Raw genomic sequence first — 13,075 nt, forward strand, 5'->3', positions numbered from 1 at the left:
GGCTCCGGCCCGGACGGCGGCGCGCCCCGGCTACACGTCGGCGATGATCTTCGTCAGACGGTGGCCGGTGCCGTAGCGGATGACGCCCCGGAGCATCTCCAGGGGGTCACGGGGGGCGGCCCCGCGCTTGTGCGGCTGGTGGGTGAAGGGGATGCCGGACCAGGGGTTCTCCGCGTGGTGGTGGCTGCCGCGCGGAGCGTCCGGCTCGATCGCCCAGTACACCCAGGTGCTGTCGTGGTGCCGGCAGAGGACCTGCCCCAGGTACCAGACGGCGCCCTGCAGGAAGGGGCTCTCCCGGTCGGCGTCGAACTCTGCGAGCGTGCCGTAGCGCTCCCGGAGCCGCTGCTCCAGCAGGTCCAGGCCGGCGGGGGTGAAGTCGCCGTCCCACGGGTCGTCGGATCCGCGCACTCGGCGGGCCCACTCCGGGTGGGCCTCCTCCCGCTCGGCGAGCCACAGTTGCAGCCATGCGTCCGCCGGCTGGGGGCCGATCGGGTCCAGCGGTGAGCGTTCCTTGTGCGGCTCCCAGCCCGGTGCGGTCCGGCGCCGCTCGGACACGGCGTCGGCCAGCCGGTCGCGCTCACGCGTCAGCACCTCACCGGAGCCTTCGGCGAGGGCGACGTCGACGAGGGTGCCGACGGACAGCGGGGGCAGGCCGAGGGCGGGGTCGGGGCTGACGAGCGGATCGCCGTCCTCGCCTCCCGTCGCGGGATCGATGTCCCACCGGCCGCCGCAGACGTCCATGAGCACTTCCCCGATGTACGCGGTGGCGGCACGGCGGAAGGCGTCGTCGTGCTCCCCGTCGAGCAGCGCCCGCTCCAGAACGGCCAGGGAGCCGGGCGAGTAGTCGAACGGGAAGTCGGCGGGCAGATGCACCTGTTCGAGCCGTGCGGCGAGCACCTGCAGATCGTCGAGCCAGCGGTCGAGGAGGGTCTCGTGGGTGGGCGTGCCCGGATCGGTGGTCATGGGTGGGAAGCGTAGGCCGGGACGGCGCGCGGGTGCCCGGCGGACCTCGAGAATACGGTGGCATCAACGGAGGCCCTGCACCGCCCGGTTGACCTTCCCCGCCCTGCGCACAGGGGTTCAGACCTGCCCCCACGAGGAACAGAGAGCGCCCGCGCCCTCGGCTGTCAGGGCGGCCCCATGAGCGCGCGGGAGCAGGCTGAGTTCGAGGCGGATCGCGACCACGAGGCCGCGGTGGCACTGCGCCGCGCCGACGACGCGGGCAAGGTGGCCGGCCTCGGGGTGGCGGCGCCGGAGTCGTGGCGGCCGGTGATGCGGCGTGTCGCCGCCGAGGCGGTCCGGCGCGAGCAGGACCGGATGTCCACCTCCCGGAGCCGGGCACCTCTTACGGAGTCGTGACGTGGCGGCCCGGCGCCCGTGCTCCCGGCGGTGGCCGTCCTAGCGTGGCCCCATGCGCGTACTGGTCACCGGCGGTGCCGGGTTCATCGGGTCCCATGTGGTGGAGGCACTGCGGGCGGGCGGGCACGAGCCGCTCGTGTACGACGTCCGGGAGGATCCCGGCGCGGACGTCCGCGACCCGTCGGCCGTCGCCACGGCCCTCGCCGGTGTGGACGCCGTGTGCCACCAGGCGGCGATGGTCGGCCTCGGCGACGGGGTCGCCGACGCGGCGGAGTACGTCTCGCGCAACGACCTGGGTACGGCCGTGCTGGTCGCCGCCATGGCGGACGCGGGCGTGCGGCACCTCGTGCTCGCCGGTTCGATGGTCGTCTACGGGGAGGGCACGTACGCGTGCGGGCGGCACGGTGCCGTGCGGCCGGGCCCACGGGCCGTGGCCGACCTCGACGCGGGCCGGTTCGAGCCGCGGTGCCCTGAGTGCGGCCGGGACCTCGCCCCCGGCCTGGTCGGCGAAGAGGCCCCCGCCGACCCCCGGAACGTGTACGCGGCGACCAAGCTGGCCCAGGAGCACCTGGTGGCCGCGTGGGCCCGGTGCACGGGCGGGTCGGCCGTGTCGCTGAGGTACCACAACGTGTACGGCCCCCGGATGCCGCGCGACACCCCCTATGCCGGGGTGGCGTCCTTCTTCCGCTCGGCGCTCGCCCGCGGCGAGGCGCCCCGGGTGTTCGAGGACGGACGCCAGCGCCGGGACTTCGTGCACGTGCGGGACGTGGCCGCGGCGAACGTGGCGGCCCTTCAGGCGGAGACCGAGCCCGGGGCCCTCACGGCCTACAACACCGGCAGCGGGGAGCCGCGTACCGTCGGCGAGATGGCGTCGGCGCTGTCCGCCGCGTACGGGGGGCCGGAACCGGTGGTCACCGGCGAGTACCGGCTCGGCGACGTGCGGCACATCACCGCGGACTCCTCGCGGCTGCGAACCGCGCTGGGCTGGCTGCCGCAGGTCGGATTCGCCGAGGGCATGCGGGAGTTCGCGCGGGCCGGCCTGCGCGGGGAGTGAGCCGAGGGCGCGGACGGGTCAGGGCGCGGCCGGGAGGGTCACCTCGAAGCGGCAGCCGCCGGGGATGTTGCGGACGGTCGCCCGGCCCTCGTGCGCCTCCACGATGCCCCGGACGATGGCGAGGCCGAGGCCCGCGCCCGCAGGTGGCGTCCGGGCGTCGCTGCCGCGCCAGCCGGTGTCGAAGACGCGCGGCAGATCCTCCTCGGGGATGCCGCCGCAGCCGTCCGTGACCGACAGCAGCACGCCCTCGCCGGTGCGTTCGGCGGCGACCGCGACGGTGCCGTCGGACGGGGTGCGGCGGATGGCGTTCACCAGCAGGTTGCCGAGCACCCGGCTCATCTCCTTGCCGTCCACCTCGACCGGCACCGGCTCGACCCGGTCGCCCACCAGGCGCACCCCGTGCTCCCTGGCCAGCGGGTCGACCCCGGCCAGGGCGTCGCCGACCAGGTCGTACAGGGAGATCCTGGAGGGGCTGAGCGGGAGGGTGCCCGCGTGGATGCGGGAGAGTTCGAAGAGGTCGCCGACCATGTCGTTGAGCCGTTCGACCTCCGTGCGCATCTGCCTCAGGTAGCGGCCGGGGTCGGTGGCCACCCCGTCCTCCAGCGCCTCCGACATGGCGCGCAGGCCCGCCAGCGGGGTGCGCAGATCGTGCGAGATCCAGGCGACCAGCTCGCGCCTCGACGTCTCCAGCGCCCGCTCCCGCTCGCGGGACTCGGCGAGCCTGGCGCTGGTCGCGGCCAGCTCCCGGCCGAGGGCGTCGAGTTCGGCGGTGGCCGGGCCGTCGGGGGCGGCGAAGGTGCCGCCGTCGCCGAACGAGCGTGCCGCCAGAGCCAGTTCATGGCTGCGGGCCACGACCCAGCGGCCCAGCAGCAGGGCGGTGGCCAGGGAGACGACGGCCGCCATCGCGACGACGGTGGTGACGACGCTCAGGTCGTGCGGCGAGAGGAACATCGCCCAGGCGACGGCGAGGGTTCCGGAGAGCATGGCGACCACTCCGACCGCCGCGACCACGGTGAGCGAGGCGGTGAGTGAGCGCCGGCGGATCAGGCGCAGCACCGCCGCTCCGGCCAGTCCGGAGGCGGTGGCGCCGGCGAAGGCGTACAGGGCCATGAGGAGGGTGTCGCGCATGGTCAGTCCACCGCCCCGGCGGCCTCGAAGCGGTAGCCGACGCCCCACACCGTCTGGATCAGGCGGGGCCGGGCCGGGTCGTCCTCGACCTTGCCGCGCAGCCTGCGGACGTGGACGGTGACGGTGGACAGGTCGCCGAAGTCCCAGCCCCAGACCTCGCGCATCAGGTCCTCGCGGCTGTAGGCCCGGCCGGGGTGCCGCAAAAAGAAGGCGAGCAGGTCGAACTCGCGCAGGGTGAGGCCGAGTTCCCTGCCTTCCTTCGTGGCGCGGCGGGCGTCCGGGTCGACGGACAGGCCGGCCGCGGCGAGCGGTTGCCCGGCGGTGGCGGGGCGGCTGCGGCGCAGTACCGACTCGACGCGCAGGACGAGTTCCCGGGGGCTGAACGGTTTGGTGACGTAGTCGTCGGCGCCGACCTCCAGACCGAGGATGCGGTCGTCCTCGTCGCCCCGGGCGGTGAGCATGATGACCGGCACGGGGCCGCGGGCCCGGATCCGCCGGCAGACCTCCAGGCCGTCCATGCCGGGCAGCATGAGGTCGAGCACGACGAGGTCGGGCAGGCGCGCGGCGGCGTGGGTGAGGGCCGTCGGGCCGTCGCCGGCCCGATCGACCGCGTAGCCGGCGCGGTGGAGGTAGCCGGTGACGACCTCGGCGACGGTGGGGTCGTCGTCGACGACCAGGACCCGGGCCGGAACGTCGGCGGCCGCGGACCCGTGGGGCTCGTACTGCTGGTGCATGGCTCCAGCCTCGCACCGTGCGGCGCCCTTCGTGGGCCCCCGCGGGCGGCGTCCGTGTTTCGTAAGGATCAGCTGTCCCTTATGCCCGATTCCGCTTCGTAGGGTGGAAAGCGTGACGACCACTCCCACGGACGTCGACGTGGTGCTGCCCTGCCTGAACGAGGCCGAGGCCCTGCCCTGGGTGCTCGCCCGGATTCCGGCCGGCTGGCGCGCCGTCGTCGTCGACAACGGTTCCACCGACGGCTCGGCCGAGGTCGCCCGCGCGCTCGGCGCCACCGTGGTGCACGAGCCGCGGCGCGGCTTCGGCGCCGCCTGCCACGCCGGGCTGACCACGGCCACCGCCGACCTCGTCTGCTTCTGCGACTGCGACGCCTCCCTCGACCCCTCGCTGCTCGTCCCCTTCGTACGGGAGGTCCACGAGGGCGGCGCCGACCTGGTCCTCGGGCGGCGACGCCCCGGGGCAGGGGTGCCTGGCCCGTCCACGCGCGGGCCGGCAACCTCGCCCTGGCGCGCATGCTGCGCCGCCGTACCGGCCTGCGTCTGCACGACCTCGGGCCGCTGCGTGCCGCCCGCCGTGAGCCGCTGCTCGCGCTCGGCCTCACCGACCGGCGCAGCGGCTACCCGCTGCAGATGGTGGTGCGCGCGGCCGACGCCGGCTGGCGGATCGCCGAGCACGACGTGCCGTACCTGCCGCGCACCGGTGCGTCGAAGGTGACCGGCACCTGGCGCGGCACCTGGCAGGCCGTGCGGGACATGCGCCGGGTCCTGGCCGAAGCACCCGGGTCCGATGCCCGTGCCGAACGGAGGGCCGTACGGTGACCACCCTGCTCGTCATCGCCAAGGAACCGCGCCCGGGACGGGTCAAGACGCGGCTCACCCCGCCGTTCTCCCCCGAGGAGGCGGCACAGCTCGCGGAGGCGGCCCTCGCCGACACGCTGCGGGCCGTGGCGGCCGCGCCCGCGTCCCGGCGCGTCCTCGTCCTCGACGGGGCCCCGGGACCCTGGCTGCCGCCCGGGTTCGAGGTCGTCCCGCAGTGCGCGGGCGGACTGGACGAGCGGCTGGCGGACGCCTTCGCGCACTGTCCCGGTCCCGCGCTCCTGATCGGCATGGACACTCCGCAGGTGACGCCGGAACTGCTGACGGTGGACTTCGCGGACTGCGACGCGTGTCTGGGCCCGGCGGAGGACGGCGGCTTCTGGGCCCTGGGCCTGGCCGATCCCGATCCGGCGCTGCTGCGGGGTGTGCCCATGTCGACGCCGGTGACGGGCGCGCTGCAGCGTGAGCGGCTGGTCGCCGCCGGGCTGCGGGTGCGCGACCTGCCCGTGCTGCGGGACGTCGACGTCGCCGCCGACGCCCGTGCCGTGGCGGCGCTCGCCCCGCACGGCCGGTTCGCCGCGCGGCTGGCCCGCTGCGCGCCGGTGGCGCGGCGATGAGCGCCCCGCCCGCCGCCCGGCACGCGTGGGCGGCCGCCGACCCGTACGCGGCGGCGCTGCGCACCGGCCGGGGCCCGCTGTTCCTGCGCCGCGCGGACGGCTGGCTGCTGCCGCTGGAGGTGGAGCGCTGGTGCGCCCGGGCGGACGCGACCGACCGGGCGGTGCTCGACCGGTGCGAGGGCGCCGTGCTCGACGTCGGCTGCGGACCGGGCCGGCTGGTCGTGGAACTCGCCGCGCGCGGCCGTACGGTGCTCGGGATCGACGTCAGCGAGGCGGCCGTCGCCCGCACGGTGGGACGGCTGGCGCCGCCCGCGTCCGAGGAGGACGGGGCGCGGGCGCTGCGCCGCTCGGTGTTCGAGCCGCTGCCCGGCGAGGGCCGCTGGGACACCGTCCTGCTGATGGACGGCAACGTCGGCATCGGCGGGAATCCGCAGGCCCTGCTGGAACGCGTGGCGGGCCTCCTGCGCCCGGGCGGCCTGCTGATCGCCGAGACCCTGCCGGTGAACGTGGACGAACGCGCCGAAGTGCAGGTCGTCGACGTCGTCGGCGCCTCACCGGCCGACGGGGTCCCGTTCTCCTGGGCCCGTCTCGGCACTCCGGCCCTGCTCCGCCACGGACGCAGGGCCGGCTGGCGGCGCGCCGCTCAGTGGGAGGCGGGCGGCAGGTGCTTCGCCGCCCTGCGCACCCGCAGCGCCAGCAGCAGCGCGGAGCCGCCGAAGAGTGCGGCGGTGATCAGCAGCCAGCGCGCCAGGAAGCCGTCCGGGGACAGCCCGGTGGCCGTCCGGTAGCGCTCGCTCACCATTCCGCTGATCAGCGGGAACCACACGAGGAGCAGCAGTCCCGACAGCACGGCCGGCACGCGCACGTACGGCGTCCGGGCGCGCTGTCCGCCGGCGTCGAGGCCGCGCGTCACCGCCCGGTCCGCCGCCGTGTACAGCGGCAGCAGGACGAGGTCGTGCAGCAGCGCGGCACCTACGATCCACAGCGCCACGCCCCGCCAGTCCCCGGCGAGCAGCCGTACCCCGGCGTAGGCGGCGAGGGCGAACGAGCAGGCGAGCAGAAGCAGTTGGAGGGGGCTGCCGAGGGGCAGCACGCGGCGAGGCATCACAGGTCTCCGAAGGTGAGGCGGGCCACCCACTTGGTGTTCATCACGCCGGGCGCGGCGGGCACGATGATCCGCGCCGGGTGGCCGTGGTCGGGCGACAGTTCCTCGCCGTTGACGTACAGGGCGAGCAGGGAGCGCGGGTCGGCGGTCTGGTTGGCGCGCAGGGCGGCGCGACGGAAGGCGCCGTGCCGTTGCAGGGACTCCACGAACACGTCCGGCGGATCGCCGTCGTACCCGACGAGTGCCGCGAGGTCGCGCAGTCGTACGCCGCGCCACCACTGGTCGGCGGTCGACCAGCCCTCCACGCAGGCGATGGGCAACGACGAGCTGTGCTGCGGCAGTCGGAGCAGGTCGGCGCGGCTGAGCCGGACGGTGCCGGTGCGGCCGGTGACGACCAGCCGCCAGACGTCGTCATGGGTGTCGGCCGGGGTGATCCCGGCGTAGCGGGCCGTCTTGTTGATCTGGAAGCCGTTCGGACCGCCGCCCGGATCCGCGGTGCCGTGCGGGGCGAGCAGGGCCGTACGGCGGAAGGGGCCGCCAAGGCTCTGGCCGACGGTGGTCAGGAACAGCAGCAGCGAGCCGCCGCCGACCAGCGCGAGGGCGCCGCGCCGGGAGACGGTGGGCGGATCGGGTCGCGGGGACACCAGGCTGTCCGGCGCCGTGGGGTCCGACGGCGGCGGAGTGTCCGCTGCCGGAGCGGCCGGCCGTTCCGGGAAGGCACCCTCCCGCATACGCCGCCGTACGGTGCGCACGGCGGTCGGTGCCTTCAGCGCGGCGTGGGCCACGAACGCGGCGAAGAACACCCAGGCCCCGTAGAAGTGCAGCGGGTAGAAGGAGCCCGGGAAGACGTAGTCCAGCTGGACGTTGAGCACTCCGGTCGTGAACTCGAACAGGCCGCCGCCGACCAGGAGCAGCAGGGAGATCCGCTCCAGGGCGTGCGCCACGGAGCGGGCCGGCGGCAGCGTGAAGAGCCTCGGCACCACCGACCACAGCTTGGCGAGCAGCACGGGGACCAGGGTGATGCCGAGCGTGACGTGTGTGCCCTGGGTGAACCGGTACAGCCACACCGGGCCGGTCGGCCAGGCGAAGAGGTAGAAGCCGAGGAGCCCCTTGTCCGGGGTCTGGTCGTTCACCGGGGCGAGGTCGGGGTTGTAGGCGGCGTACGACACCAGACCGGTCACGAAGAGCACGGTGATGCCGACGAGCAGGACGAGGCCGAGCACGGAGGTGAACCACGGGCCGCGCAGGGGGCTGCGCCAGAAGCCGGGGGACGTGGGGAGCCGGGGATGGTCGCTCATGTCCCGACGGTAGGCCGGGAAGGTGCCGTGCACCGGTGCGCGACCCGTGACGAAACGCTGACGTCCGGCCCGGGCGGCGGTCCGCCGCCGCTCCCCCGGCCTAGCGTTCGGGTGTGACCCGCTCCCTTCGCCGCGACCTGTACGCCGCCGGTGCCGCCGTCCTGCTCGTGACGGCGGCCGTACTGACCGGCCGCCACATCCAGGACACCCGCCACACCCTGTTCGTGCACTGGCCGCCGGTGCTCGCCGAGTGGGATCCGCACGTCGGCCCCGGCACTCCGGCGGCACTCGTGGTCGCCGCCGCCACCGTCGTGTACGGCCCGCCGCTCGCGGCCCGGCTGCCGTGGCGAGGGGTGCTGGCCGCCGCCTGGGCGACCTGCACGGCCTGGATCGGGTCGCTCGCGCTGGTCGACGGCTGGCAGCGGGGCCTCGCGGACCGGCTGACCACCCGCAACGAGTACCTGCGCGTCATCGACCGGTTCGGTGACATCCCGGCCACCCTGCGGGACTTCACCCACCACATCGTCAGCGGCACCCCCGACCCCTGGCCCGCGCACGTGGCCGGTCATCCGCCGGGCGCCACCGTGACCTTCGTCCTGTTCGACCGGATCGGGCTGCACGGCGGCGGCTGGGCCGGGACGTGGTGCGTGGTGGTCGGCGCGACCGGGTGCGTGGCGGTGCTCGTCGCGGTCCGGGCCCTGGCCGACGAGTCCCTGGCGCGGCGGGCCGCCCCCTTCCTGGTGCTGGCTCCGGCCGCCGTGTGGCAAGGCGCCTCCGCCGACGCCTATTTCGCCGCCGTGGCCGCGTGGGCCGTGGCCCTGCTCGCGCTCGCGCTGACCCGCCGGTCCCTGGCCTGCGCGGCCGGCTCCGGACTGCTGTTCGGTCTGACCTGCTACCTCTCCTACGGCCTGACGCTCTTCGCGCTGATCGGCGCCGCGGTACTGGTGCTCGGCCGGGACGGGCTGCGGCGGCGCCCCGCCCTGCTGCTGCCGCTGGTCGCCGGACTGGCCGTGGTCCCCGTCGTGTTCGCCCTCGCCGGGTTCGACTGGTGGACGGCCTACCACCTGCTGATCACCCGCTACTACCAGGGCGTGGGCGGCAAACGCCCCTACGGCTACTGGGTGTGGGCCAACCTGGCCTGCACCGTGCTCATCACCGGCCTGGCCACGGCGGCGGGCCTGCGCCGCTCCGCGACGGTCCTGCTCACCCGCCGCGGCGGCACCACGCCCGACGGGGCCGCCGCGCGGACGCGTCTCGCCGTCCTCGTGGCGGCCGCCCTGGTCGCCCTGCTGGTCGCCGACCTGTCCGGGATGAGCAAGGCGGAGACGGAACGCATCTGGCTGCCGTTCGCGCTGTGGCTGCTCCCGGCCTGCGCCTTCCTGTCGCACCCCCGTGCCTGGCTGACCGCGCAAGCCGTCCTGGCGCTGCTGATCAACCATCTTTTGCTGACCGGATGGTGACGGTCCGTCAGAGTGACCGGTCCGCCGCCTCGTGCAGGACGAGCAGGGCGATGTCGTCGGTGCGCCGGGCATGGGAGCCCGACTGCCCCACCACGCCGTCGATGAGGGCGTCGAGGTCCCGGTGGTCGGCGTGGGCCAGATGGCGTGCGAGGCCGGCGATCGCGTCGTCGAGGTCGACGTCCGGCCGCTCGATGAGGCCGTCGGTGTAGAAGGTGAGCATCAGGCCGGGGGTGAGAGGGATCTCCGTCACCGGGTAGACGGCCTCGGGATCCACGCCCAGCAGCGGTCCGGGCAGCACGTCGAGCGGGCCGGTGTCGTGTGCGGACCGGCGCACGATCGGCGGCGGGTGCCCGGCGCTGGCCAGGGTGACCCGGCGGCCCGCGAGGTCGAGGTGGGCGTACAGGCAGCTGGTGAACAGGTCGGGGCCGAGGTCTCCGAGGAGCCGGTTGGTTCCGGCGAGCACCTGGTCCGGTGCGGTGCCGAGAGCGGAGTGGGCGTGGACGGCGGTGCGCACCTGGCCCATGAGGGCGGCGGCCGCGGTGTCGTGTCCCTGGACGTCGCCGATGACGGCGGCGACGGCCGTGTCCCCGAGCGGGATGAGGTCGTAGAAGTCGCCGCCGATGTCCATGCCCCGGGTGGCGGGCAGATAGCGGGCGGCGACCCGCAGCCCGGGGATCGCGGGCAGGGCGCGGGGCAGCAGCGCCTGCTGGAGGCCGTGGGCGAGCTCGTGCTTCGTGTCGTACAGGCGGGCGCGGTCCAGGGCGTGGGCGATGAGGCCGGCGAGCGAGGTCATGACGGCGCGGTCCTCGGCCGGGAACGCGTGCGGCCGGTCGTAGGACAGGACGCAGCAGCCGACGGGACGGCCGGAGACGACGAGGGGCAGGAAGGCCCACGCCTGCTTCCGGCTGATCTTCGATGCCTCGGGGTGGGCCCGCCGCATCTCCTCCGGGGTGGAGAAGAACGCCGGGATGCCGGTGCGGATGGCCCGGCCGGCGGGGGTGAACCCGGTGTCGACGGGCAGGCCGTCGAGACGCTCGATGGTGCGGGGGTCGTACCCGCGGTAGCCGGTGATCCGCAGGCGGCCGGCGTCGGCCGTCGACAGCACCAGCGCCTGGGCGCCGAAGGCGGGCATGATCTGGTCGGCGACGAGGTCGACGACGTCCTGGACCCCGACGACCTCGGTCAGCGCGGCGGCCAGGTGCGTGAGCTGGTAGAGCCGCCCGGCGCGCGCCGGGGTGACGCTCCGGCTGGAGTGGCGGGGTGCCGGGGTGGGCGGGGTGTCCGCGCCGCTGGGGACGATCCGGATGCTGATGCCGCTGGCGTCGGGGAAGAGGTGGAAGTCCAGCCAGCCGTCCGGTGGGCGGCAGGCCGTGAAGGCGACGGGCCTGCGGCTGATCACGGCGGCACGGTAGCGGTCCTCGTAGGTGGGGTCGTCGAGCCAGCGCAGGGAGTTCCACGGCAGGGTGCCCAGCAGGTCGCCGGCCTCCTTGCCCAGCAGTTCGCAGGCGCCGGAACTGAGGTAGGTGAAGCGCCCTTCGAGGTCGAGGGCGCAGCTGCCGCCGGGCAGCCGTTCGACGAAGTCGGCGACGGCCAGCTCCGGGCTCGCCGGCCGGTGCCCCGAGCCGGCGGGGAGCACGCGCGGCTTGTCGCCGGGGGTCACGAGGGACCCGTCCTCGACGGCTTCCTCCAGCAGCCTGGCCAGCCGGCCGCAGCTGGACGCGATGTTCCCGCGTTCCCGCTGGGTCATGTACGCCGGACGCGTGGCCGGCCACATGAGCAGCAGCACGCCCCAGCGACGCACTCCGGTCACCGGTGCGGCGGCCAGCACCAGCGGGTACGGCAGCGCCATGGCGGTGCGCGGATAGGCGCGGGCGAGCTCCTCCTGGCTGCCCAGCCACACCATCCGCTCCTCGCGTACCGCCGCCGCCACCGGCGCCGGAGCGGTCACCGGGATCCTGGTCCACGGCGCGGCGAAGTCGGCCGGGGCTCCGCACAGCACGTCCAGCAGCAGTTGCTGCCCGTCGGGGGCCAGCAGGTAGAGGGCACCGATGGAGGCACCCGTGCGGCGCACCGTCTCGGCGAACGCCGCGTCCCGCGCCTGCTCGTTCCTGGGCGAATCCACCGCTTCTCCCACGCGGCACCTCCAGCCCGGGGGACGGCTCACGGCGACGTCTTACGACTCGTCTTCCCGCAACGCGCGGAACGACCCCACCGCACGCGTCCGACGTCGTCCATACGGGGACGCTACGCTCCTGTACCGCGCTCGGCACGGGGTCCCGCACGGACGGTCCGGGGCTCCCGGCACCGCCCGCAGCCGGTCCGGAAAAGGCCGGGAAGCCCCGGCCGGACGGCGACGGACGACGGCCGGAACCCGCCGGCCTTCGTCCGTCGCCGGAGTCGCCCGCGCGCCCGGGGAGAGGGAGAATCCGGCATGAGCACACCGAGCACCGCCCCGTCTTTGCGCGGCACTCCCGAGGGGCTCCGGTGGGAGCCCAGCGCGCGATGGGTCCGCGGCCGGAAGGGCGACGTCACGGTCGTCGACAGCCGTCGTCCCGTCCTCGTGTGGGAGCCGGACGTCCCCGTACCGCTGTACGCCTTCCCGCGCGACGAGGTCCGCACAGACCTGCTGCGCCCGGCGGGGAACCCGCGCACCGGCACCCATACCGGCTCGACGGTCTTCTACGACCTCCTGGTCGGCGGCGAACTGCTGGAGAACGCGGCCTGGACGTTCCCGGCCGCCGACCTGGCCGGGCACATCGCCTTCGAGTGGTTCCGCCGTACCGGCAGGGGGCTCGACCACTGGTACGAGGAGGAAGAGGAGATCTTCGTCCACCCGCGGGACCCGTACAAACGCGTGGACGCCCTGCCGAGCAGCCGGCACGTGCGGATCGAGATCGGCGGCACCGTCGTGGCCGACACCGGCCGTCCGGTCCTGCTGTTCGAGACCGGGCTGCCCACCCGCTACTACATCCCGCGCGAGGACGTCCGCCTGGACCTGTTCGAGCCCACCGAGCACCGGACGGCCTGCCCCTACAAGGGCACCGCCGCGTACTGGTCCTGGCGCGGCGAGGGGGACGTCCCCGCCGACATCGTCTGGAGCTACGCCGATCCCCTGCCGGCGGCCGGTGCCGTCAGGGGGCTGCTCGCGTTCTACAACGAGGCGGTCGACATCACCGTGGACGGCGAGCGCCTCGATCGGCCGGTCACGCCCTTCACGGCCGCCCTGTCCCCCGGACCGGCGCACTGACGGCCCACACGGAACGGCCCCGGCGCGCTGACGGCGCACACGGACGGCCCCGGCGGGCGGCGAGCCGGCCGGGGCCGTTCCGTGTGCGTGGATCTCAGGGGAGCCGTGTCAGCCCTGGCGGGCCTTGAGGCGGGGGTTCTTCTTGTTGACCACGAAGACCACGCCGCGGCGGCGTACCACCTGGGCGCCGGGCTGGGACTTCAGGGAGCGAAGGGACTTGCGCACCTTCATGGCTGGGCCTCCTCGTGCTGGGGTGG

The 13,075-nt window shown here is 74.9% G+C and carries 12 protein-coding genes and 1 pseudogene; 7 read left to right on the plus strand and 6 right to left on the minus strand.

Features of this window, described 5'->3' with window-relative positions:
- Positions 1-30: 30 nt before the first annotated feature.
- Positions 31-963, minus strand: a complete 933-nt coding sequence (locus tag N8I86_RS02980; RefSeq protein WP_263277008.1) for a hypothetical protein — start codon at positions 961-963, stop codon at positions 31-33.
- A gap of 177 nt (positions 964-1,140) precedes the next feature.
- Between N8I86_RS02980 and N8I86_RS02985 the strand changes: the two genes are divergently transcribed.
- Together N8I86_RS02985 and N8I86_RS02990 are read left to right on the plus strand one after the other, a co-directional pair.
- Positions 1,141-1,359, plus strand: a complete 219-nt coding sequence (locus tag N8I86_RS02985; RefSeq protein ID WP_263277009.1) for a hypothetical protein — start codon at positions 1,141-1,143, stop codon at positions 1,357-1,359.
- Between the two features lie 52 nt (positions 1,360-1,411).
- On the plus strand, positions 1,412-2,413 hold the full coding sequence (locus N8I86_RS02990) for an NAD-dependent epimerase/dehydratase family protein (RefSeq protein ID WP_263277010.1): 1,002 nt from the start codon (positions 1,412-1,414) through the stop codon (positions 2,411-2,413).
- 18 nt (positions 2,414-2,431) lie between these two features.
- On the opposite strand, the gene N8I86_RS02995 is transcribed toward N8I86_RS02990, so the two are convergent.
- Both N8I86_RS02995 and N8I86_RS03000 read right to left on the minus strand, forming a co-directional pair.
- Positions 2,432-3,541, minus strand: a complete 1,110-nt coding sequence (locus tag N8I86_RS02995; RefSeq protein ID WP_073895699.1) for a sensor histidine kinase — start codon at positions 3,539-3,541, stop codon at positions 2,432-2,434.
- A 2-nt stretch (positions 3,542-3,543) separates the two neighbouring features.
- Complete coding sequence (locus tag N8I86_RS03000; RefSeq protein WP_263277011.1) at positions 3,544-4,275, minus strand: response regulator transcription factor; 732 nt, start codon at positions 4,273-4,275, stop codon at positions 3,544-3,546.
- A gap of 103 nt (positions 4,276-4,378) precedes the next feature.
- Between N8I86_RS03000 and N8I86_RS03005 the strand changes: the two are divergent.
- The 3 genes and pseudogenes from N8I86_RS03005 to N8I86_RS03015 all read left to right on the plus strand — a co-directional run bounded on the left by N8I86_RS03005 (position 4,379) and on the right by N8I86_RS03015 (position 6,496).
- A pseudogene (locus N8I86_RS03005) lies at positions 4,379-5,094 on the plus strand (glycosyltransferase family 2 protein).
- A complete protein-coding gene (locus N8I86_RS03010; RefSeq protein WP_073895693.1) occupies positions 5,091-5,708 on the plus strand; it encodes a TIGR04282 family arsenosugar biosynthesis glycosyltransferase in 618 nt (205 codons plus the stop codon). Before N8I86_RS03005 ends, N8I86_RS03010 begins: the two are co-directional and overlap by 4 nt.
- Positions 5,705-6,496, plus strand: a complete 792-nt coding sequence (locus tag N8I86_RS03015) for a class I SAM-dependent methyltransferase (RefSeq protein ID WP_073895691.1) — start codon at positions 5,705-5,707, stop codon at positions 6,494-6,496. Before N8I86_RS03010 ends, N8I86_RS03015 begins: the two co-directional genes overlap by 4 nt.
- Before the next feature lie 316 nt (positions 6,497-6,812).
- Here N8I86_RS03015 and N8I86_RS03020 read toward each other — a convergent pair whose 3' ends face one another.
- Positions 6,813-8,111: a molybdopterin-dependent oxidoreductase gene (locus N8I86_RS03020; protein ID WP_263277013.1), complete on the minus strand. Its 1,299-nt coding sequence runs from the start codon at positions 8,109-8,111 to the stop codon at positions 6,813-6,815.
- A 113-nt stretch (positions 8,112-8,224) separates the two neighbouring features.
- Between N8I86_RS03020 and N8I86_RS03025 the strand changes: the two genes are divergently transcribed.
- Positions 8,225-9,571, plus strand: coding sequence for a hypothetical protein (locus tag N8I86_RS03025; RefSeq protein ID WP_263277014.1), 1,347 nt, complete (start codon positions 8,225-8,227; stop codon positions 9,569-9,571).
- A gap of 7 nt (positions 9,572-9,578) precedes the next feature.
- On the opposite strand, the gene N8I86_RS03030 is transcribed toward N8I86_RS03025, so the two are convergent.
- Positions 9,579-11,693, minus strand: coding sequence for a SpoIIE family protein phosphatase (locus N8I86_RS03030; RefSeq protein WP_263277015.1), 2,115 nt, complete (start codon positions 11,691-11,693; stop codon positions 9,579-9,581).
- Between the two features lie 309 nt (positions 11,694-12,002).
- Here N8I86_RS03030 and N8I86_RS03035 point away from each other — a divergent pair, with 309 nt between their 5' ends.
- Positions 12,003-12,818 carry a DUF427 domain-containing protein gene (locus tag N8I86_RS03035; RefSeq protein ID WP_263277016.1) on the plus strand — a complete coding sequence of 272 codons (816 nt, stop codon included), beginning with the start codon at positions 12,003-12,005 and terminating at the stop codon, positions 12,816-12,818.
- A 108-nt stretch (positions 12,819-12,926) separates the two neighbouring features.
- Here the strand turns inward: N8I86_RS03035 and ykgO are convergent, their stop codons facing one another.
- Positions 12,927-13,049, minus strand: a complete 123-nt coding sequence (gene ykgO, locus N8I86_RS03040) for a type B 50S ribosomal protein L36 (RefSeq protein WP_073895679.1) — start codon at positions 13,047-13,049, stop codon at positions 12,927-12,929.
- Between the last annotated feature and the right edge of the window lie 26 nt (positions 13,050-13,075).

The sequence above is a fragment of the Streptomyces albidicamelliae genome, assembly GCF_025642175.1.
Lineage (GTDB): Bacteria > Actinomycetota > Actinomycetes > Streptomycetales > Streptomycetaceae > Streptomyces > Streptomyces albidocamelliae.